Source organism: Pseudomonas sp. S8, assembly GCF_050473925.1.
Taxonomy (GTDB): domain Bacteria; phylum Pseudomonadota; class Gammaproteobacteria; order Pseudomonadales; family Pseudomonadaceae; genus Aquipseudomonas; species Aquipseudomonas parakoreensis.
The window spans coordinates 6,167,799-6,188,470 of sequence record NZ_JBFDVZ010000016.1; the positions used below are offsets into that span (position 1 = coordinate 6,167,799).

General features: G+C 58.5%; 18 protein-coding genes. 15 read left to right on the forward strand and 3 right to left on the reverse strand.

Annotated elements, in window-relative coordinates; translation table 11 throughout:
- Positions 1–67: 67 nt before the first annotated feature.
- From mupP to AB1J88_RS29155, 3 genes are read right to left on the reverse strand one after another with little or no spacing between them, the layout of a single operon-like run.
- Positions 68–739 carry an N-acetylmuramic acid 6-phosphate phosphatase MupP gene (gene mupP / locus AB1J88_RS29145; RefSeq protein ID WP_430292638.1) on the reverse strand — a complete coding sequence of 224 codons (672 nt, stop codon included), beginning with the start codon at positions 737–739 and terminating at the stop codon, positions 68–70.
- 4 nt (positions 740–743) lie between these two features.
- Entirely contained in the window at positions 744–1,442 is a 699-nt protein-coding gene (gene ubiG / locus AB1J88_RS29150) for a bifunctional 2-polyprenyl-6-hydroxyphenol methylase/3-demethylubiquinol 3-O-methyltransferase UbiG (protein WP_430292639.1), read from the reverse strand.
- Positions 1,443–1,500: 58 nt separating this feature from the next.
- Positions 1,501–2,835 (reverse strand): TRZ/ATZ family hydrolase, encoded by a 1,335-nt coding sequence (locus AB1J88_RS29155; RefSeq protein WP_430292640.1) that lies wholly within the window; start codon positions 2,833–2,835, stop codon positions 1,501–1,503.
- 108 nt (positions 2,836–2,943) lie between these two features.
- Here AB1J88_RS29155 and mtnA point away from each other — a divergent pair, with 108 nt between their 5' ends.
- From mtnA to AB1J88_RS29230, 15 genes are all read left to right on the forward strand, one after another.
- Positions 2,944–4,020, forward strand: coding sequence for an S-methyl-5-thioribose-1-phosphate isomerase (mtnA, locus tag AB1J88_RS29160; protein WP_086794158.1), 1,077 nt, complete (start codon positions 2,944–2,946; stop codon positions 4,018–4,020).
- Positions 4,021–4,445: 425 nt separating this feature from the next.
- Positions 4,446–7,100 carry a DNA gyrase subunit A gene (gene gyrA / locus AB1J88_RS29165; RefSeq protein ID WP_041069368.1) on the forward strand — a complete coding sequence of 885 codons (2,655 nt, stop codon included), beginning with the start codon at positions 4,446–4,448 and terminating at the stop codon, positions 7,098–7,100.
- Positions 7,101–7,321: 221 nt separating this feature from the next.
- Positions 7,322–8,407 carry a 3-phosphoserine/phosphohydroxythreonine transaminase gene (gene serC, locus AB1J88_RS29170; protein ID WP_145594192.1) on the forward strand — a complete coding sequence of 362 codons (1,086 nt, stop codon included), beginning with the start codon at positions 7,322–7,324 and terminating at the stop codon, positions 8,405–8,407.
- The gene (gene pheA, locus AB1J88_RS29175; protein ID WP_041069374.1) at positions 8,407–9,501 is read left to right on the forward strand and encodes a prephenate dehydratase; all 1,095 of its coding nucleotides are present in this window, start codon (positions 8,407–8,409) and stop codon (positions 9,499–9,501) included. Before serC ends, pheA begins: the two co-directional genes overlap by 1 nt.
- A 13-nt stretch (positions 9,502–9,514) precedes the next feature.
- Positions 9,515–10,627 carry a histidinol-phosphate transaminase gene (hisC, locus tag AB1J88_RS29180; protein WP_041069377.1) on the forward strand — a complete coding sequence of 371 codons (1,113 nt, stop codon included), beginning with the start codon at positions 9,515–9,517 and terminating at the stop codon, positions 10,625–10,627.
- 28 nt (positions 10,628–10,655) lie between these two features.
- Entirely contained in the window at positions 10,656–12,863 is a 2,208-nt protein-coding gene (locus tag AB1J88_RS29185; RefSeq protein ID WP_282412745.1) for a bifunctional prephenate dehydrogenase/3-phosphoshikimate 1-carboxyvinyltransferase, read from the forward strand.
- A complete protein-coding gene (gene cmk / locus AB1J88_RS29190; protein ID WP_007963625.1) occupies positions 12,860–13,549 on the forward strand; it encodes a (d)CMP kinase in 690 nt (229 codons plus the stop codon). Before AB1J88_RS29185 ends, cmk begins: the two co-directional genes overlap by 4 nt.
- A 119-nt stretch (positions 13,550–13,668) precedes the next feature.
- Positions 13,669–15,351, forward strand: a complete 1,683-nt coding sequence (gene rpsA / locus AB1J88_RS29195; RefSeq protein ID WP_041069380.1) for a 30S ribosomal protein S1 — start codon at positions 13,669–13,671, stop codon at positions 15,349–15,351.
- Positions 15,352–15,549: 198 nt separating this feature from the next.
- Positions 15,550–15,828, forward strand: coding sequence for a hypothetical protein (locus AB1J88_RS29200; RefSeq protein ID WP_222018726.1), 279 nt, complete (start codon positions 15,550–15,552; stop codon positions 15,826–15,828).
- Positions 15,829–15,981: 153 nt separating this feature from the next.
- Positions 15,982–16,278: an integration host factor subunit beta gene (ihfB, locus tag AB1J88_RS29205; RefSeq protein WP_003189779.1), complete on the forward strand. Its 297-nt coding sequence runs from the start codon at positions 15,982–15,984 to the stop codon at positions 16,276–16,278.
- 27 nt (positions 16,279–16,305) lie between these two features.
- Complete coding sequence (locus AB1J88_RS29210) at positions 16,306–16,545, forward strand: lipopolysaccharide assembly protein LapA domain-containing protein (RefSeq protein ID WP_222018727.1); 240 nt, start codon at positions 16,306–16,308, stop codon at positions 16,543–16,545.
- Positions 16,546–16,767: 222 nt separating this feature from the next.
- The gene (rfbB, locus tag AB1J88_RS29215) at positions 16,768–17,844 is read left to right on the forward strand and encodes a dTDP-glucose 4,6-dehydratase (RefSeq protein ID WP_027612425.1); all 1,077 of its coding nucleotides are present in this window, start codon (positions 16,768–16,770) and stop codon (positions 17,842–17,844) included.
- Positions 17,841–18,734: a dTDP-4-dehydrorhamnose reductase gene (gene rfbD, locus AB1J88_RS29220; protein WP_222018729.1), complete on the forward strand. Its 894-nt coding sequence runs from the start codon at positions 17,841–17,843 to the stop codon at positions 18,732–18,734. The genes rfbB and rfbD overlap by 4 nt, the downstream gene beginning before the upstream one ends.
- The gene (gene rfbA, locus AB1J88_RS29225) at positions 18,731–19,621 is read left to right on the forward strand and encodes a glucose-1-phosphate thymidylyltransferase RfbA (RefSeq protein ID WP_027612427.1); all 891 of its coding nucleotides are present in this window, start codon (positions 18,731–18,733) and stop codon (positions 19,619–19,621) included. The genes rfbD and rfbA overlap by 4 nt, the downstream gene beginning before the upstream one ends.
- A gap of 29 nt (positions 19,622–19,650) precedes the next feature.
- Positions 19,651–20,625 carry a glycosyltransferase gene (locus tag AB1J88_RS29230; protein ID WP_430292641.1) on the forward strand — a complete coding sequence of 325 codons (975 nt, stop codon included), beginning with the start codon at positions 19,651–19,653 and terminating at the stop codon, positions 20,623–20,625.
- Positions 20,626–20,672 lie beyond the last annotated feature (47 nt).

The following is a 20,672-nucleotide window of genomic DNA, read 5'->3' on the forward strand; positions in this document are numbered from 1 at the left end:
CCTGAAAGAATGCGGGGGCTGCTTCGCAACCCATCGGGGATAAATCCCCTCGCCACAAAGGCCGTTTTCAGCAGTTGCACAGCGCGTTGTCGATGACCTTGCGCAGTTCCAGTGGATGATCCACCACCACATCCGCGCCCCAGTGCCGCGGGTTGTCGTCCGGATGGATATAGCCATAGGTCACGGCGGCGGTTTTAGTGCCCGCATCGCGCCCGGATTCGATGTCGCGCAGATCATCGCCCACAAACAGCACGGTGGACGGATCCAGATCAAGCATTTTGCACGCGAGGATCAGCGGCTCCGGATCCGGCTTGCTGTTTTTCACGTGGTCCGGGCAGATCAACAGCGCCGAGCGCTCGGCCAGCCCCAGTTGCTGCATGATCGGTTCGGCAAACCGCACCGGTTTGTTGGTGACCACGCCCCAGATCAGGTTGGCCCGCTCGATGTCGGCCAGCAGCTCGTCCATGCCGTCGAACAGCTTGCTGTGCACCGCGCAACCGGCCAGATAGCGTTCGAGGAATTCCTGCCGCAGTTCTTCGAAGCCCGGCGATTCCGGATCCATCGAGAACGTCACCGCGACCATGGCTTTGGCGCCGCCGGAAATTTCGTCGCGGATGTGCTTGTCGTTCATTGGCGGCAAGCCGCGATCCGCGCGCATCGCCTGACAGATGGCGATGAAATCCGGCGCGGTGTCGAGCAGGGTGCCGTCCATATCGAAAAGGACTGCTCTGATGGCCATCGGCTTATTCCTCGCGCAGGGTCTGGATCATGTAGTTGACGTCAACGTCGTTGGCCAGCTTGTAGTGCTTGGTCAGCGGGTTGTAGGTCAGGCCGATGATGTCCTTGACGGTCAGGCCGGCGATGCGGCTCCAGGCGCCCAGCTCGGACGGGCGAATGAATTTCTTGAAGTCGTGGGTGCCGCGCGGCAGCAGCTTCATGATGTATTCGGCACCGACGATGGCGAACAGGTACGCCTTCGGGTTGCGGTTGATGGTCGAGAAGAACACTTGGCCGCCGGGCTTGACCATGCGGTAGCAGGCGCGAATCACCGACGACGGGTCCGGTACGTGCTCGAGCATTTCCAGGCAGGTTACGACGTCGAACTGCTCGGGCATTTCTTCAGCCAGGGCTTCAGCGGTGATCTGCCGGTACTCGACGTTGACCCCGGATTCCAATTGATGCAGTTGCGCGACCGCCAGCGGCGCTTCGCCCATGTCGATGCCCATGACAGTGGCGCCGCGCTGGGCCATGGCTTCGCTGAGAATGCCGCCGCCGCAACCAACGTCGAGAACTTTCTTGCCGGCCAGATTGACCCGCTCGTCAATCCAGTTGACGCGCAGCGGGTTGATGTCGTGCAGCGGTTTGAACTCGCTTTCACGGTCCCACCAGCGATGGGCCAGGGCTTCGAATTTGGCGATTTCGGCGTGGTCGACGTTGCTCATGATCTATTCCTCGAAAAACTTGAAAAAGGCTGTAGCCGCGAAGTCTGCTCCGCGGTGTTTACGATTCTGAGTGGCCGCTGATGCGCTGTCCCCAGGCCCGGGCGGTGTCGCCCAGCTGTTGTTCGTCCAGGCGGGTCAGGCGCCGGTCGTCGAGTAACTGTTTGCCGGCGACCCACAGGTGTTTCACGCAGTCGCGGCCGGTGGCATAGATAAGCTGTGACACCGGGTCATAGACCGGTTGCTGGGCCAGGCCGGACAGGTCGAAGGCGACGATGTCTGCAGCCTTGCCGATCTCCAGCGAACCGACCTGTGCCTCAATGCCCAGAGCCCGGGCGCCGTTGAGCGTGGCCATGCGCAGCGCGCGATGGGCGTCCAGCGCGGTGGCCGAGCCGGCGACGGCTTTGGCCAGCAGCGCGGCGGTGCGGGTTTCGCCGAGCAGGTCGAGGTCGTTGTTGCTCGCTGCGCCATCGGTGCCGACGGCAACGTTCACGCCAGCCTGCCACAGACGCTCCACCGGGCAGAAACCGCTGGCCAGCTTCAGGTTCGATTCCGGGCAGTGGATCACGCTGGTGTTGCTTTCTACCAGCAATGCCAGATCGTCATCGCTGATCTGGGTCATGTGCACCGCCTGGAAGCGCGGGCCGAGCAGGCCGAGGCGAGCGAGGCGGGCCAGTGGCCGCTCGCCGCGATGCTCCAGCGATTGCTGGACTTCAAAGGCAGTTTCGTGGACATGCATGTGGATCGACGCGTCCAGCTCTTCGGCGATCACGCGGATTTTTTCCAGGTTCTCGTCGCCCACGGTGTAGGGTGCATGAGGGCCGAAAGTGATCTTGATCCGTTCGTGATGCTTCAGATCACCGAACAGCTCGACGCCCTGACGAATGGCCTCATCGGCGCTGCTGGCGCCGGGGATCGGGAAATCGAGGATCGGAATCGCGATCTGTGCGCGAATGCCGCTGTTGTGCACACGCTCACTGGCGACTTTCGGGAAGAAGTACATGTCCGAGAAACAGCTGATGCCACCCTTGATCTGCTCGGCAATCGCCAAGTCAGTGCCATCACGGACGAACTCTTCATCGACCCATTTGGCTTCGGCCGGCCAGATGTGGTTTTCCAGCCAGGTCATCAGCGGCAGGTCGTCGGCCAGGCCACGGAACAGGGTCATCGCCGCATGTCCGTGGGCGTTGATCAGGCCCGGGCTGAGCAACACGTCCGGCAATTCGCGGACTTCAGTGGCGTTACATTTCAATGCTTCGGCGCGCGGGCCGATAAACACGATGCGACCGTCACGGATGCCCAGGCCGTGCTCCTTGAGCACAACGCCTGCAGGTTCGACGGGTACCAGCCAGGTCGGCAGCAATAATAAGTCGAGCGCAATGGCAGGTTTCGGCATCGAGGGTCGGTTCCAGTGCTTTTGTAAAGGATGGCGAAGTATACCCGAGCGTCTTCGCGGGGGGATCGCTATAATCGGCGGCTTTTGTTCATGAGTGCGGGGTGAGGGATGCGCGATCGACTGTTGGCTGCGGAGAAAGTAAAGGCCATCGATTGGCGAGATGGCGCGCTCCACCTGCTGGATCAGCGTATTTTGCCGTTCGAGGAAACCTGGATTGCCTACACCAGCGCGGCCGGTGTGGCTGAGGCGATTCGTTCGATGGTGGTGCGTGGCGCACCGGCCATCGGCATCAGCGCGGCCTATGGCATTGTGCTGGCGGCCCGCGCACGGATCGCTGAGGGGGGTGACTGGTACGCGGCGCTGGAAGAGGATTTCGCCTTGCTGGCCGATTCCCGGCCGACAGCGGTCAATCTGTTCTGGGCGCTGAATCGCATGCACGATCGCCTGGACCGGCTTAAAGAAAACGCCGATCCGCTGGCGGCACTGGAAGCCGAAGCCATCGCCATTCATGAAAGCGACCGCGAAGCCAACCTGACCATGGCTCAGCTCGGTGTCGATCTGATCCGCAAGCATCAGGGCAACGCCCAGGCGATTCTCACTCACTGTAATACCGGCGCCTTGGCCACCGGTGGTTTCGGTACCGCACTGGGGGTGATTCGCGCGGCCTATCTCGAAGGCATGGTAGAACGCGTCTACGCCGATGAAACCCGCCCGTGGTTGCAGGGTTCGCGCCTGACCGCCTGGGAGCTGGCGAATGAAGGCATCCCGGTGACGCTCAATGCTGACTCCGCCGCCGCGCACATCATGAAAACCAAAGGCGTGACCTGGGTGATCGTCGGTGCTGACCGCATCACTGCCAATGGCGATGTGGCGAACAAGATCGGCACCTACCAACTGGCGGTCAACGCCATGCACCACGGCGTGCGCTTCATGGTGGTGGCACCGAGTTCGACCATCGACATGCATCTGGCCAGCGGCGACGACATTCCGATCGAGGAACGTGATGGCGCCGAGTTGCTGGAGGTCGGTGGCAAGCGGGTGGGCGCGGACGTTGAAGCGTTCAACCCGGTGTTCGATGTGACGCCGGCCGATCTGATCGATGCGATCGTCACTGAAAAGGGCATCGTCGAACGGCCGGATACGGCGAAAATGGCCCAGTTGATGTGCCGCAAACGCCTGCATTGATTGGCTTTGGCGTCTGTAAGGACGCCTTCGCTGGCAAGCCAGCTCCCACAGGTTCTGTGCTCGCCGCTGACCCTGTGGGAGCTGGCTTGCCAGCGATGGCGCCCTGAAAGTCAATAAACATCGCAAAACCTGACCTCAAAACTGCATTCAAAGAAGCTCTGAGCCTCTCTCGTCCCCTTTACGCCTGTCATCGGTCAACTAACTATGCTCCATGCGCATCTGGGGGATAGGTGCGTGGCGGCTCTTGTGATAACATCCGGCGTTTTCCGAGGCGGCTTCACGGAGCTGTCTTTACTGCGCAAATCCGTGGTTGTATCCGTTGATTTGTCGTAAGTCGGCGCACGGCACTCAGCCTGCCCCGACGAGCTTCGTACATCCCATATGGATATGACGAAGTTTCACCAGAAAAAGGAATCAGGCTTCTCATGGGCGAACTGGCCAAAGAAATCCTCCCGGTCAATATCGAAGACGAGCTGAAACAGTCCTACCTCGACTACGCAATGAGCGTAATCGTCGGCCGTGCACTGCCGGATGCGCGCGATGGCCTCAAGCCCGTGCACCGTCGCGTACTGTTCGCGATGAGCGAGCTGGGCAACGACTTCAACAAGCCGTACAAGAAATCTGCCCGTGTTGTCGGTGACGTGATCGGTAAGTATCACCCGCATGGTGATACCGCGGTTTACGACACCATCGTCCGCATGGCTCAGCCTTTCTCCCTGCGTTACCTGCTGGTTGACGGTCAGGGTAACTTCGGTTCGGTGGACGGCGACAACGCCGCGGCCATGCGATACACCGAAGTGCGCATGACCAAGCTGGCGCACGAACTGCTGGCCGACCTGCACAAGGAAACCGTGGACTGGGTGCCGAACTACGACGGTACCGAGCTGATCCCGGCGGTCATGCCGACCCGCGTGCCGAACCTGCTGGTGAACGGTTCCAGCGGTATTGCCGTGGGCATGGCGACCAACATTCCGCCGCACAACCTCGGCGAAGTCATCGACGGTTGCCTGGCCCTCATCGACAATCCCGAGCTGACCGTCGATGAGCTGATGCAATACATCCCCGGTCCAGACTTCCCGACGGCCGCGATCATCAACGGTCGGGCCGGCATTATCGAAGCCTATCGCACCGGTCGTGGTCGCATTTACATGCGTGCGCGTTCGATCATCGAAGACATCGACAAGGTCGGTGGCCGTCAACAGATCGTCATCACTGAACTGCCGTATCAGCTGAACAAGGCGCGTCTGATCGAGAAGATCGCCGAGCTGGTCAAAGAGAAGAAGCTCGAAGGCATCACCGAGCTGCGCGACGAGTCCGACAAGGACGGTATGCGCGTCGTGATCGAACTGCGTCGCGGCGAAGTGCCTGAGGTGATCCTCAACAACCTCTACGCCCAGACCCAGCTGCAATCGGTATTCGGCATCAACATCGTCGCGCTGATTGACGGCCGTCCACGCATCCTCAACCTCAAGGATCTGCTGGAAGCCTTCGTTCGTCACCGTCGCGAAGTGGTCACCCGTCGTACCGTATTCGAGCTGCGCAAGGCCCGCGAGCGTGGTCACATCCTCGAAGGTCAGGCCGTTGCCCTGTCGAACATCGATCCTGTGATCGCCCTGATCAAGGCGTCGCCGACTCCGTCGGAAGCCAAGGAAGCGCTGGTCAGCACCCCTTGGGAATCCTCGGCGGTGGTGGCGATGGTGGAACGTGCCGGCGCCGATTCGTGCCGTCCGGAAAATCTCGATCCGCAATACGGTTTGCGCGAAGGCAAGTACTTCCTGTCGCCAGAACAGGCACAAGCCATTCTGGAGCTGCGTCTGCACCGTCTGACCGGTCTGGAGCACGAGAAGCTGCTGGCCGAGTATCAAGAGATTCTCAACCAGATCGGCGAGCTGATCCGCATCCTCAACAGCGCCGTGCGCCTGATGGAAGTGATCCGCGAAGAACTGGAAGTGATCCGCGCCGAATATGGCGACGTGCGCCGCACCGAGATTCTCGATGCGCGTCTCGATCTGACCCTGGGCGACATGATCCCGGAAGAAGAGCGCGTCGTGACCATCTCCCACGGCGGCTATGCCAAGACCCAGCCGCTGGCTGCCTACCAGGCCCAGCGCCGCGGCGGTAAAGGCAAGTCGGCCACCGGCGTCAAGGATGAGGACTACATCGCTCACCTGCTGGTGGCCAACAGTCACACCACGCTGCTGCTGTTCTCCAGCAAGGGCAAGGTGTACTGGCTGAAGACTTACGAAATTCCGGAAGCGTCCCGCGCCGCCCGTGGGCGTCCGTTGGTCAACCTGCTGCCGCTGGATGACGGTGAATACATCACCACCATGCTGCCGGTCGAGGAATACACCGAAGGTCATTACATCTTCATGGCGACCGCCAACGGCACCGTGAAGAAGACTCCGCTGGAATCCTTCAGCCGTCAGCGCAGCGTCGGTCTGATCGCGCTGGAACTGGACGAAGGCGACGTGTTGATCTCTGCGGCCATCACCGATGGCGAGCGCGAAGTGATGCTGTTCTCCGATGGCGGCAAAGTGACGCGCTTCAAAGAGTCCGATGTCCGTGCCATGGGCCGTACTGCCCGTGGTGTACGCGGCATGCGTCTGCCGGAAGGGCAGAAGCTGATTTCGATGCTGATCCCGGAAGAAGGCAGCCAGATCCTCACTGCTTCCGAGCGTGGTTATGGCAAGCGCACCGCGATCACCGAGTTCCCTGAGTACAAGCGTGGCGGCCAGGGCGTGATCGCCATGGTCAGCAACGAGCGTAACGGCCGTCTGGTCGGTGCGGTTCAGGTGCTCGACGGCGAAGAAATCATGCTGATCTCCGATCAGGGCACGCTGGTACGTACCCGTGTCGACGAAGTGTCGAGCCTGGGTCGTAACACCCAGGGCGTGACTCTGATCAAACTGGCCAAGGATGAAACCCTGGTCGGTCTGGAGCGGGTTCAGGAGCCATCGGAAGTCGAAGGCGACGAGCTTGAAGGTGAAGAGGGTGCCGAGTTCGAGGGAGATGTCGTGATCGACGACGTTGCCGAGGACCAGCAACTCGACGCCGCAGCTGACGAAGAGCCGCAGGAATAAGCGGACAAGCGAGGGGGCGGATGAAAATTCGCCCCCTTGTTATTTGTCCGGTATGAAATATCGGCGCCCATGACGAACCCTGTGGGAGCGAGCTTGCTCGCGAAAGCGGAGCAACAGGCGACATCGTTGTTGAATGTCAGTCCGCCTTCGCGAGCAAGCTCGCTCCCACAGGATCGGCGCCGACTGATATGTGATACCACCAAATCAGAGCGAGATTGGATGTGAGCAAGCGAGCCTATAACTTCTGTGCCGGTCCTGCGGCGCTTCCTGAAGCTGTCCTGCAACGTGCCCAGGGTGAACTCCTTGATTGGCATGGCAAGGGTCTGTCGGTCATGGAAATGAGCCATCGTAGTGATGAGTTCGTGTCCATTGCTACTCAGGCCGAGCAGGACCTGCGTGACCTGCTGAATATCCCGTCGAACTATAAAGTGCTGTTTCTGCAGGGGGGTGCCAGCCAGCAGTTTGCGCAGATCCCGCTGAACCTGTTGCCGGAAAACGGCAGCGCCGACTATATCGACACTGGTATCTGGTCGCAGAAAGCCATCGAAGAAGCCTCGCGCTACGGCCACGTCAACGTTGCCGCCACCGCCAAGCCTTACGACTATTTCGCCATCCCGGGTCAGAACGAATGGAAGCTGTCGAAAGACGCCGCTTACGTTCACTACGCGCCGAACGAAACCATCGGCGGTCTGGAATTCCAGTGGATCCCGGAAACCGGTGATGTACCGCTGGTGGCTGATATGTCTTCGGACATCCTCTCGCGTCCGGTCGACATCTCGCGTTTCGGCATGATCTACGCCGGCGCACAGAAGAACATCGGCCCGAGCGGTATCGTCGTCAACATCATCCGCGAAGACCTGCTGGGCAAGGCACGTTCGCTGTGCCCGACCATGCTCGACTACAAGGTCGCGGCCGATAACGGTTCGATGTACAACACTCCGCCGACCCTGGCCTGGTACCTCTCCGGTCTGGTGTTCCAGTGGCTGAAAGAGCAGGGCGGCGTTGAAGCGATCGCCAAACTGAATGACGTCAAGCAGCGCACGCTGTACGACTTCATCGACGCCAGTGGCCTCTACAGCAACCCGATCAACAAGTCGGACCGCTCGTGGATGAACGTGCCGTTCCGTCTGGCTGATGATCGCCTGGACAAACCGTTCCTGGCCGGTGCCGATGCGCGCGGTCTGCTCAACCTCAAGGGCCACCGCTCCGTGGGCGGCATGCGCGCCTCCATCTACAACGCCGTCGACATCAACGCCGTCAACGCGCTGGTGGCGTACATGGCTGAATTCGAGAAGGAACACGGCTGATGTCCGAGCAAGAACTCAAGGCACTGCGCCTGCGTATTGACGCTCTGGACGAAAAGGTCCTGGAACTGATCAGTGAGCGTGCGCGCTGCGCCCAGGAAGTTGCGCGAGTCAAGATGGCCTCGCTGGCCGAAGGCGAAGTGCCGGTGTTCTATCGTCCCGAGCGTGAAGCTCAGGTGCTCAAGCGCGTGATGGAGCGCAATCAGGGGCCGCTGGGCAACGAAGAGATGGCGCGGTTGTTCCGCGAAATCATGTCCTCGTGTCTCGCGCTCGAGCAGCCATTGAAAGTGGCTTACCTCGGCCCTGAAGGCACCTTCACTCAAGCAGCGGCGATGAAGCACTTCGGCCACGCGGTGATCAGCAAGCCGATGGCGGCGATCGACGAAGTGTTCCGTGAAGTGGCGGCGGGGGCGGTGAACTTCGGCGTGGTGCCGGTGGAGAACTCCACCGAAGGCGCGGTCAACCACACCCTCGACAGTTTCCTCGAACACGACATGGTGATCTGCGGCGAAGTCGAGCTGCGCATTCACCATCACCTGTTGGTCGGTGAAAACACCAAGACCGACAGCATCAGTCGCATCTACTCCCACGCGCAGTCGCTGGCCCAGTGCCGCAAGTGGCTGGACGCGCATTACCCGAATGTCGAGCGCGTGGCGGTGGCGAGCAACGCCGAAGCGGCCAAGCGGGTCAAGGGTGAGTGGAACTCGGCGGCGATTGCCGGCGACATGGCTGCTGGCTTGTATGGCCTGACGCGTCTGGCCGAGAAGATCGAAGATCGTCCGGACAACTCGACGCGCTTCCTGATGATCGGTAATCAGGAAGTGCCGCCGACCGGCGACGACAAAACCTCGATCATCGTCTCGATGAGCAACAAGCCTGGCGCGCTGCATGAGCTGCTGGTGCCGTTCCATGATAACGGGATCGACCTGACCCGGATCGAAACCCGTCCGTCGCGCAGTGGCAAATGGACCTACGTGTTCTTCATCGACTTCGTCGGTCACCACCGTGATCCGTTGATCAAAGGTGTGTTGGAAAAGATCAGTCAGGAAGCAGTAGCACTCAAAGTGCTGGGTTCCTACCCGAAAGCAGTTCTTTAAGGGGCGGTAGCAAATGAGTGGCAACTTCCTCGCTCTGGCACAGCCGGGCGTGCAACAACTTTCGCCGTACGTTCCGGGCAAGCCTGTGGACGAACTGGCGCGCGAGCTGGATCTGGATCCGGCGAAAATCGTCAAACTGGCAAGCAATGAAAACCCGCTGGGCGCCAGCCCGAAAGCGCTGGCGGCAATCCGTGATGAGCTGGCCGAGCTGACCCGTTATCCGGACGGCAACGGCTTCGCGCTGAAATCGCTGTTGGCCGAGCAGTGCCGCGTCGAGCTGAACCAGGTAACTCTGGGCAACGGCTCCAACGACATTCTCGAGCTGGTGGCGCGCGCCTATCTGGCGCCGGGCCTCAATGCCGTGTTCAGTGAGCATGCGTTTGCCGTTTACCCGATCGCCACCCAGGCGGTCGGCGCGCAGGCCAAAGTGGTACCGGCCAAGGACTGGGGGCACGACTTGCCTGCGATGCTCGCGGCCATCGATGCCAACACTCGTGTGGTGTTCATTGCCAATCCGAACAATCCGACCGGCACCTGGTTCGGCGCCGAAGCGCTGGACGAGTTCCTGCAGGACGTGCCGGAGCATGTGTTGGTGGTGCTGGATGAGGCCTACATCGAGTACGCCGAAGGCAGCGACCTGCCGGACGGTCTGGATTTCCTCGCGGCGTACCCGAATCTGCTGGTATCGCGCACGTTCTCCAAGGCCTATGGCCTGGCAGCGCTGCGCGTCGGTTATGGCCTGTCCACTGCGGTAGTAGCGGACGTGCTCAACCGTGTGCGCCAACCTTTCAACGTCAACAGCCTGGCTCTGGCCGCAGCCTGTGCGGCGCTGAAGGACGACGAGTATCTGGCGCAAAGCCGTCAGCTCAACGAATCCGGCATGCAGCAACTGCAGGCGGGTTTCCGTGAGCTGGGTCTGAGCTGGATCGAGTCCAAGGGCAACTTCATCTGCGTCGATCTTGGTCAGGTCGCTGCACCGATTTTCCAGGGGCTGCTGCGTGAAGGCGTGATCGTGCGTCCGGTGGCCAATTACGGCATGCCGAACCACCTGCGGGTGACCATCGGTCTGCCGGCGGAAAACAGCCGCTTCCTTGAAGCGCTGCGCAAGGTTCTGGCTCGTGGGTGATGTCACTGCTCTGCAATCTGCTGCACCTATGATCGGTCGCCTTGTGGTGGTCGGTCTGGGGTTGATCGGTGGTTCGTTTGCCAAAGGCTTGCGTGAAAGCGGCATCTGCCGTGAAGTGGTCGGGGTCGATCTCGACCCGCAATCGCGCAAGCTGGCGGTCGAGTTGGGTGTGGTGGATCGTTGCGAAGACGACCTGATTGCTGCGTGTCAGGGCGCCGACGTGATTCAACTGGCGGTGCCGATTCTGGCCATGGAGAAGGTGCTCGCCCGTCTGGCGAGTGTCGATCTTGGCCGGGCGATTCTGACCGATGTCGGCAGTGCCAAGGGCAATGTGGTGCGCGCGGCGACCGAGGCGTTCGGCGGCATGCCGGCGCGTTTTGTGCCGGGGCATCCGATTGCCGGTTCCGAGCAGAGCGGGGTGGAAGCTTCCAACTCTGAGCTGTTCCGTCGGCACAAGGTGATTCTGACCCCGCTCGAGCAAACCGACCCGGCCGCGCTGGCGGTGGTCGATCGCTTGTGGCGTGAGCTGGGTGCCGATGTCGAGCATATGCAGGTCGAGCGCCACGACGAAGTGTTGGCCGCGACCAGTCATCTGCCGCACCTGCTGGCCTTCGGTCTGGTCGACTCGTTGGCCAAACGCAATGAAAACCTTGAGATCTTCCGTTACGCTGCGGGCGGTTTTCGCGATTTCACAAGAATCGCCGGAAGCGACCCGGTGATGTGGCACGACATCTTCCTCGCCAACCGCGAGGCTGTCCTGCGCACACTCGATACATTTCGCAGCGACCTCGACGCCTTGCGCGACGCGGTCGATGCAGGGGATGGGCACCAATTGTTGGGCGTCTTCACGCGCGCCCGGGTTGCCCGCGAGCATTTCAGTAAAATCCTGGCCCGCAGGGCCTATGTGGACGCTATGAATTCCAACGATCTGATTTTTCTGGCTCAACCTGGTGGCCGCTTGTCCGGTCGGATTCGCGTACCAGGTGACAAATCGATTTCCCACCGCTCGATCATGCTCGGCTCGCTGGCCGAAGGCGTGACCGAGGTTGAAGGTTTCCTCGAGGGTGAAGATGCCCTGGCGACCTTGCAGGCATTTCGCGACATGGGCGTGGTCATCGAAGGCCCGCACCACGGTCGGGTGACCATTCACGGCGTAGGCCTGCATGGCTTGAAGCCGGCACCTGGCCCGATCTATCTGGGCAACTCCGGCACCTCGATGCGTCTGTTGTCCGGCCTGCTGGCGGCGCAGAACTTCGACAGCACCCTGACGGGCGATGCGTCGTTGTCCAAGCGTCCGATGAATCGCGTGGCCAATCCGCTGCGTGAAATGGGCGCTGTGATTGAAACTGCTGCCGAAGGTCGTCCGCCGATGACCATTCGTGGCGGTCATAAGCTCAAGGGTCTGACCTACACCATGCCGATGGCCAGTGCTCAGGTGAAGTCCTGCCTGCTGCTGGCGGGTCTGTACGCGGAAGGCAAGACCACTGTCACTGAGCCGGCTCCAACCCGTGATCACACCGAGCGCATGCTGCGTGGTTTCGGCTACCCGGTGAGCGTTGATGGCGCGACCGCTTCGGTCGAGTCCGGCGGCAAGCTGACCGCGACCCACATTGAAGTACCGGGCGATATCTCGTCGTCGGCGTTCTTTCTGGTGGCGGCGTCGATCGCCGAAGGTTCCGAGTTGGTGTTGGAGCACGTCGGCATCAACCCGACCCGTACCGGCGTTATCGACATCCTGCGTCTGATGGGCGCCGATATCACCCTGGAAAACCAACGTGAGGTCGGTGGCGAACCGGTAGCCGACCTGCGCGTGCGGGCAGCTAAACTCAAAGGTATCGAGATTCCGGAAGCGCTGGTGCCACTGGCGATTGACGAATTCCCGGTACTGTTCGTGGCGGCGGCCTGTGCCGAAGGTCGTACCGTGCTGACCGGCGCCGAAGAGCTGCGCGTCAAGGAATCGGACCGCATCCAGGTCATGGCGGACGGCTTGCTGGCGCTGGGCGTCAAGTGCCAGCCGACCCCGGACGGCATCATCATCGATGGCGGCCAGATCGGTGGCGGCGAAGTGCATGGTCACGGCGATCACCGTATCGCCATGGCCTTCAGCGTGGCCTCGCTGCGCGCCACTGCGCCGATCCGTATCCATGATTGCGCCAACGTCGCGACGTCGTTCCCGAACTTCCTCGCGCTGTGCGCGCAGGTTGGCATTCGTGTGGCTCAAGAGGCTCAGTCGTGAAAAACATTGCACCGGTCATCACCATCGATGGGCCAAGCGGTTCGGGCAAGGGCACGGTCGCCGGGATTCTGGCCAAGCGTCTGGGCTGGAACCTGCTGGATTCCGGTGCGCTGTATCGCCTGCTGGCCTTCGCTGCGCACAACCATGGTGTCGACCTGACCAATGAAGAGTTGCTGAAAAAACTGGCTGCTCATCTGGATGTGCAGTTCATCGCGGCGACTGAAGGTCAGCTGCAGCGCATCATTCTGGAAGGTGATGAAGTCAGCGATGTCATCCGTACTGAAAGTGTTGGCGCAGGCGCGTCCCAGGTAGCTGCGCTGCCGGCGGTGCGCGAGGCGCTGCTGCAGCGCCAGCGCGCCTTCCAGGAGGCGCCCGGGTTGGTGGCTGATGGTCGCGACATGGGTACGGTGGTTTTTCCCGATGCCCCATTGAAGATCTTCCTCACCGCCAGCGCCGAGGAGCGAGCGCGTCGCCGATATTTGCAGTTGAAGGGCAAAGGCGAGGATGTTAGTCTGTCGAGTCTGCTAGATGAGATCCGTGCACGCGACGAGCGTGATACCCAGCGTGCAGTGGCCCCGCTCAAGCCGGCGGCCGACGCGATTCAGCTGGATTCCACGGAGTTGTCCATCGATCAGGTGCTTGAACGCATCATGAGCGAGATCGCCATTCGCGATATCGCCGGGTGACCAAGAAGGCCGCAGGGGACCAGTCATAGTCCTGCAGTGCTTCTTTTAAATGAAACTAACCCACACCGTCTGGGGTGTGGAGATGGGCGTATTCTTCGCCCTCATCTACAGGAATTAAAATGAGCGAAAGCTTTGCGGAACTCTTTGAAGAAAGCCTAAAGACCCTGAACCTTCAGGCAGGCTCCATCATCACCGGTGTTATCGTTGATATCGATTACCAGGCTCGCTGGGTAACCGTTCACGCTGGCCTGAAGTCTGAAGCACTCATCCCGCTGGAACAGTTCTACAACGACGCTGGCGATCTGACTATCAATGTCGGTGACGAAGTTCACGTTGCTCTGGATTCGGTTGAAGACGGTTTCGGTGAAACCAAGCTGTCCCGTGAAAAAGCCAAGCGCGCTGAATGCTGGATCGTTCTGGAAGCAGCCTTCGCAGCTGAGGAAGTGGTCAAGGGCGTTATCAACGGTAAGGTTAAAGGCGGCTTCACTGTCGACGTTAACGGCATCCGTGCGTTCCTGCCAGGTTCCCTGGTTGACGTCCGTCCAGTGCGCGACACCACGCACCTGGAAGGCAAAGAGCTGGAATTCAAGGTCATCAAGCTGGACCAGAAGCGCAACAACGTTGTCGTTTCCCGTCGCAGCGTCCTCGAAGCCGAGAACTCCGCCGAGCGTGAAGCTCTGCTGGAATCCCTGCAGGAAGGCCAGCAAGTCAAAGGTATCGTCAAAAACCTCACCGATTACGGCGCATTCGTCGATCTGGGTGGCGTGGATGGCCTGCTGCACATCACCGACATGGCCTGGAAGCGCATCAAGCATCCTTCCGAGATCGTCAACGTTGGTGACGAAATCGACGTCAAGGTTCTGAAATACGATCGCGAACGCAACCGTGTTTCCCTGGGCCTGAAGCAACTGGGCGAAGATCCATGGGTTGCTATCAAAGCCCGTTACCCAGAAAGCACTCGCGTTACCGCTCGTGTAACCAACCTGACCGACTACGGCTGCTTCGCTGAGCTGGAAGAAGGCGTTGAAGGTCTGGTACACGTTTCGGAAATGGACTGGACCAACAAGAACATCCACCCTTCGAAAGTCGTACAAGTCGGCGACGAAGTGGAAGTCATGGTTCTGGACATCGACGAAGAGCGTCGTCGCATCTCCCTGGGCATCAAGCAGTGCAAGTCGAACCCATGGGAAGACTTCTCTGGCCAGTTCAACAAGGGCGACAAGATCTCCGGTACCATCAAGTCGATCACCGATTTCGGTATCTTCATTGGTCTGGACGGCGGCATCGACGGTCTGGTTCACCTGTCCGACATCTCCTGGAACGAAGTGGGCGAAGAAGCCGTACGCCGTTTCAAGAAGGGCGACGAGCTGGACACCGTCATCCTGTCGGTTGACCCAGAGCGCGAGCGCATCTCCCTGGGCATCAAGCAACTGGAAAGCGATCCGTTCTCCGAGTACGTCTCGGTTAACGACAAAGGCGCTATCGTTAAAGGCACCGTGAAAGAAGTTGACGCCAAAGGCGCCATCATCGTTCTGGCTGACGACATCGAAGCGACCCTGAAAGCCTCCGAAATCAGCCGTGACCGCGTTGAAGACGCGCGCAACGTTCTGAAAGAAGGCCAGGAAGTTGAAGCCAAGATCATCAGCGTTGACCGCAAGAGCCGCGTAATCCAGCTCTCGATCAAGTCGAAAGATGACGCTGAAGAGAAAGAAGCTATCCAGAGCCTGAACTCCGTTCAGGAAGCTCCAGCCGATACCACCATGGCTGCTCTGTTGAAGCAAGCAATGGCCAAACAGAACTAAGTTCTGCTTGATCATGAAAAAGGGCGACTTCGGTCGCCCTTTTTTGTGCCTGCGATTTGGTGGGGAGATCCAGGCTGCGGTGAAACCAATCCCTTTAGCGGGTTGTCTGTTTCTTTAATCGGATCAATCGCCTATTCGCGACTAAGCTGTGGGTAGTAGTCGTGCAGTAGTCGGGCGTTGCCTGGCATAAGGAAGTGGATGAACAGATTTATTGTGTTGATTGCGGCGTTGGTTTTGGCTGGCTGTACCACCAGTGCCAAGACGCATGCGGTGCGTGGCGTCAGTGGTATCGAGATCGACTGCTCGGGTTTGGGTTCAGGGTGGGAGAAATGCCAAAGGCGCGCGGCGAAGGAGTGCAAGGGGGCAGGTTACCGGGTGATCACCCGATCTGATCAGGCCAAGGATGAAGATGAATATCCGTTTGGCTTCAATCCCGCAGGCTACGTCACTCGGACAATGCTGGTGATGTGTCGCTGAATGAGTGCTGCTCCGGTTCGGTGCTTTTGTGCGCAGAAAACGGGCGTTTTGATGCCGAGAAAGATATGTCAATCCCTGGGCTGTTCAAAATCTTCCGGGCGTGCTAAAACCTTTCAAGCGCTGATCTAGCTGCTTGAAAAAGAAGGGAAAAATATGACGAAGTCGGAGTTGATCGAACGAATTGTCACCCATCAAGGGCTACTCTCATCCAAGGATGTGGAGCTGGCCATCAAGACCATGCTTGAACAAATGTCCCAGTGCCTGGCTACCGGGGATCGCATCGAGATCCGTGGGTTTGGCAGCTTCTCCCTGCATTATCGTGCGCCGCGCGTCGGTCGCAATCCAAAGACCGGTCAGTCTGTCAGCCTTGACGGCAAGTTTGTTCCGCATTTCAAGCCGGGCAAGGAATTGCGTGACCGGGTGAATGAGGAAGAGGAGGAGGGGGTTTGACAGTCGCTATCTCTCGAGGAGTAACTCATGCGTAATCTCAAGCGCATACTTCTTGGCGTTTTCATTTTATTGTTGGTGTTGGCAATTCTTGCGTTTGTGCTCGAGAACCAGCAGTCGGTTTCGCTTTTGTTTATGGGCTTTTCCGGGCCGCAGTTGCCCGTGTCGGTTGTTGTTGTGTTGGCATTGCTGATCGGCATGATGATTGGTCCTGTATTGGGCTGGTTTCTGGGGCGTTCGTCCAGGGCAGCGCGCAAACGACTGGTCTGAAAGCGACAGGCGCACGGCATCTGTCGAATTTGCGCCTTGGCCTGTCTTTATCCATTAGTAAAACCATCATTAAGCTGTAAAATGCACCCTTGTTCGATCATGTCTAAATGCATGTCGATTCAGACTGACTCTGACGGATGCCAACTGATGGTGGCTTCTGCATTCATGGATTAGACCGCGCTCGCAGGCAGCGCTGTCCGCAGCTCAAGGGTATCGTTTCGCGTGAAAATTCTAGTTACCGGCGGCGCCGGCTTCATTGGCTCGGCAGTCATCCGTCACATCATCTCCAATACTTCTGATTCTGTCGTCAATGTCGATAAGTTGACTTACGCCGGCAATCTGGAGTCTTTGGCAGAAGTCAGCCAGAACTCGCGTTACGCTTTCGAGCGCGTCGATATCTGCGATCGTGATCAGGTTGACCGTGTCCTGCGTGAGCACCAACCGGATGCAATCATGCACCTGGCCGCAGAGTCCCACGTCGATCGTTCGATCTCCGGCCCGTCCGAATTCATCCAGACCAACATCATCGGTACTTACACGCTGCTCGAAGCTGCCCGCCACTACTGGGCAGCGCTGGATGATGCGCGTAAAGCCAGTTTCCGCTTTCACCATATTTCGACTGACGAAGTTTACGGAGACCTCGAAGGTCCGGAAGACCTCTTCACCGAGACCACACCTTACCAGCCAAGCTCGCCATACTCGGCCAGCAAGGCTAGCTCTGATCACCTTGTTCGCGCTTGGGCACGCACCTATGGTCTGCCGACACTGGTTACCAACTGCTCGAACAACTACGGCCCTTGCCACTTCCCTGAGAAGTTGATCCCTTTGATCATTCTCAATGCACTGGAAGGCAAGCCGTTGCCGGTTTATGGCAAAGGTAATCAGGTACGTGACTGGTTGTATGTCGAAGATCACGCTCGTGCGTTGTACAAAGTCGTCACTGAAGGTGTAATTGGTGAGACTTACAACATTGGCGGTCATAACGAAAAACAAAACATCGAAGTGGTGCACACCCTCTGTGCGCTGCTTGATGAGTTGCGTCCTGATTCGTCCCATCGTCCTCATGCCAGCCTGATTACCTATGTCCAAGATCGCCCTGGACATGACGTGCGTTACGCAATCGATGCGAGCAAAATTCAGCGCGAATTGGGCTGGACTCCGGAAGAAACTTTCGAGACCGGTATTCGCAAGACTGTCGAATGGTATCTGAACAACACTGAGTGGGTTGAGCACGTGAAGAGCGGCAGTTACCAGCAGTGGATCGATCAGAACTATGCGGATCGCTCGAACAAGGCATGAAAATCCTTCTGCTGGGTAAGAACGGTCAGGTAGGTTGGGAGCTGCAGCGCTCGCTCGAGCCGCTTGGTCAGTTGATTGCGCTGGATCGCCAGACTGCCGACGGGCTGTGTGGTGATCTCACCGATCTGGCCGCCGTGCGTGCGACGATCCGACGGATCAAGCCGGATGTCATCGTCAACGCCGCTGCGTACACCGCAGTCGACAAGGCAGAATCAGAACCTGAGCTGGCCTTCATTGTGAACGGCCAAGCGATGCAGGTCTTGGCCGAAGAGGCCGCTGCTCTGAATGCCTGGCTGGTTCATTATTCAACCGATTATGTCTTCAATGGTATTGGTTCCATTCCATGGCTGGAGACGGATGCTGTCGGCCCGGTGAATCAGTACGGTGCGAGTAAGCTGGCAGGCGAGCAGGCGATCATTGCGTCGGGCTGCAAGCATCTGATCTTCCGGACCAGTTGGGTCTACGGAGCGCGCGGCAACAACTTCGCCAAGACGATGTTGCGGTTGGCAAAGGATCGGGAAACGTTGAATGTTATCGCGGACCAGATCGGAGCTCCGACAGGGGCTGATCTGATAGCGGATGTAAGCGCTTTGGCTATTCGTCAGGCGTTGCAGCAGCCGGAACTTTCAGGTGTTTATCACTTGGCGGCCAGCGGCGAAGTGTCTTGGCATGGGTATGCGGCTCATGTCATTGCGTTCGCTCAGGCCAATGGGGAAAAACTTGCAGTAACGGCCGTCAATCCAATCGACACGACTGCTTACCCGACTCCTGCACAACGTCCCCTGAACTCACGTCTTAATACCCAGAAGTTACGTGCCAAATTTTATCTACACTTGCCGGATTGGCAAAGTGGTGTGAACCGAATGCTTAGGGAAGTTCTGAACAAATGACCACGACAAATCGTAAAGGCATCATCCTCGCTGGTGGTTCGGGTACACGCCTGCACCCGCTGACCCTTGGCGTTTCCAAGCAGATGCTGCCGATCTACGACAAACCGATGATCTTCTATCCGCTGTCCGTGTTGATGCTCGCGGGGATGCGCGAAATCCTGATCATCTCCACGCCGGAAGATTTGCCTTGTTTTCGCAAATTGCTAGGTGATGGAAGCGTTTACGGGATCAAGCTGACCTATGCAGAACAACCTAGTCCCGACGGTCTGGCCCAGGCATTCATCATCGGTGAAGAGTTCATTGGCAAAGATCCTTGCTGCCTGATTCTTGGTGACAATATCTTTTACGGGCAGCACTTCTCGGACAATTTGCGTTCTGCGAGCACTCAGCAAACAGGCGCTACGGTCTTCGGTTATCACGTGTCTGATCCGGAGCGTTTCGGTGTTGTCGAATTCGACGAAACGGGCCGTGCTCTGAGTATTGAAGAGAAACCGCTCAAGCCTAAATCCAACTACGCCGTGACCGGGCTGTACTTCTACGATAACGATGTTGTCGAGATCGCGAAGGGCATCAAGCCATCTGAGCGTGGTGAGTTGGAAATTACGGACGTCAACCGTGCGTACCTTGAAAGAAAGACGCTGAGTGTTGAAATGCTCGGTCGTGGATTTGCCTGGCTCGATACAGGCACGCACGATTCGCTGCTTGAGGCCAGTCACTTCGTACACACCATCGAACAGCGTCAGGGCCTCAAGGTGGCTTGCCTGGAAGAGATCGCATACCACAACGGCTGGATCACTGCTGAGCAACTCGGTGCCCAAGCCGATGCGCTGAAGAAGACTGGTTATGGCCAGTACTTGCAGAAACTCTTGGAGCCAACTAATCGCTGAAAATGGCGATTTGATGCAAAGGATGTTTTGTGAGTGCTCGCCAAAACCAAACGCCAGTAAAACCCCGTATCGCTGTTTTGCTGGCGGCCTACAATGGTGTGCGCTGGCTAGAAGAGCAAATTGAGTCAATTCGCCGCCAGACGGCGGTGGATTTGACGATTTACATCAGCGTCGACCCTTCCACTGATGGTACCGAGGAGTGGTGCGCCGCGACTGCTGCGAAGTATTCCGAAATAGTTCTTCTGCCTGTCTCCGAGGTGTTCGGGGGCGCTGCTCGCAATTTTTTCCGCCTGATTCGTGACGTCGCGTTCGACGGTTATGACTATGTTGCGTTTTCTGACCAGGATGATATCTGGGATACAGACAAGCTCGAGCATTCTGTCCGGATGCTGCATAGTCATGGTGTTGATGCGTATTCCAGTAATGTCACCGCATTCTGGCCAAGTGGCAAAACGCTTCTGTTGGACAAGGCGCAGTCTCAGGTGGAGTGGGATTATCTATTTGAGGCCGCTGGTCCCGGCTGTACTTATCTGATGAGCCGCAAGGTCGCCGACCCGTTGAAGGCATTAATGCTTCAGACTTGGGAGAGGCTTCAGTCTGTGTCGCTGCACGATTGGTATGTCTATGCCTTTGCGCGCAGTGCGGGATATAAATGGTTTATCGACTCTCGCTCAACGTTGCGTTATCGCCAGCATGAGAGGAATCAGGTCGGCGCTAATACCGGAATAAAGTCGCTTGTTTCGCGGTACAAAAGCATTAACAACGGATGGTGGTTCTCTCAAGTCAAACTCATCGTATCGCTGGTTGGTTTGGATGTGCACCCCTTTGTTTTGCAATGGCGGGCGTTGGGCAGGCTGCAGCTTCTATCGCTTTCAATGAGTGCCTTGAAGTGTCGGCGGCGGGCGCGTGACAAGTTTTTATTCTTCTGTGTTTGCTGGATCAATGCAGCAATGTGGCAGCCTCTACAGTGTGCTGATAGCACTATCACCGCTGCGAAAAAGTAAGGTTCAACGAGACGTCTCTCGCGTGAGTGAGAGCCTGTCTGTCAGGT

Coding starts and splice junctions, on each gene's coding strand:
- mupP (WP_430292638.1), bottom strand. CDS start 739: ATGGCCATCAGAGCAGTCCTTTTCGATATGGACGGCACCCTGCTCGAC.
- ubiG (WP_430292639.1), bottom strand. CDS start 1,442: ATGAGCAACGTCGACCACGCCGAAATCGCCAAATTCGAAGCCCTGGCC.
- AB1J88_RS29155 (WP_430292640.1), bottom strand. CDS start 2,835: ATGCCGAAACCTGCCATTGCGCTCGACTTATTATTGCTGCCGACCTGG.
- mtnA (WP_086794158.1), top strand. CDS start 2,944: ATGCGCGATCGACTGTTGGCTGCGGAGAAAGTAAAGGCCATCGATTGG.
- gyrA (WP_041069368.1), top strand. CDS start 4,446: ATGGGCGAACTGGCCAAAGAAATCCTCCCGGTCAATATCGAAGACGAG.
- pheA (WP_041069374.1), top strand. CDS start 8,407: ATGTCCGAGCAAGAACTCAAGGCACTGCGCCTGCGTATTGACGCTCTG.
- hisC (WP_041069377.1), top strand. CDS start 9,515: ATGAGTGGCAACTTCCTCGCTCTGGCACAGCCGGGCGTGCAACAACTT.
- AB1J88_RS29185 (WP_282412745.1), top strand. CDS start 10,656: ATGATCGGTCGCCTTGTGGTGGTCGGTCTGGGGTTGATCGGTGGTTCG.
- rpsA (WP_041069380.1), top strand. CDS start 13,669: ATGAGCGAAAGCTTTGCGGAACTCTTTGAAGAAAGCCTAAAGACCCTG.
- AB1J88_RS29200 (WP_222018726.1), top strand. CDS start 15,550: ATGAACAGATTTATTGTGTTGATTGCGGCGTTGGTTTTGGCTGGCTGT.
- ihfB (WP_003189779.1), top strand. CDS start 15,982: ATGACGAAGTCGGAGTTGATCGAACGAATTGTCACCCATCAAGGGCTA.
- AB1J88_RS29210 (WP_222018727.1), top strand. CDS start 16,306: ATGCGTAATCTCAAGCGCATACTTCTTGGCGTTTTCATTTTATTGTTG.
- rfbD (WP_222018729.1), top strand. CDS start 17,841: ATGAAAATCCTTCTGCTGGGTAAGAACGGTCAGGTAGGTTGGGAGCTG.
- rfbA (WP_027612427.1), top strand. CDS start 18,731: ATGACCACGACAAATCGTAAAGGCATCATCCTCGCTGGTGGTTCGGGT.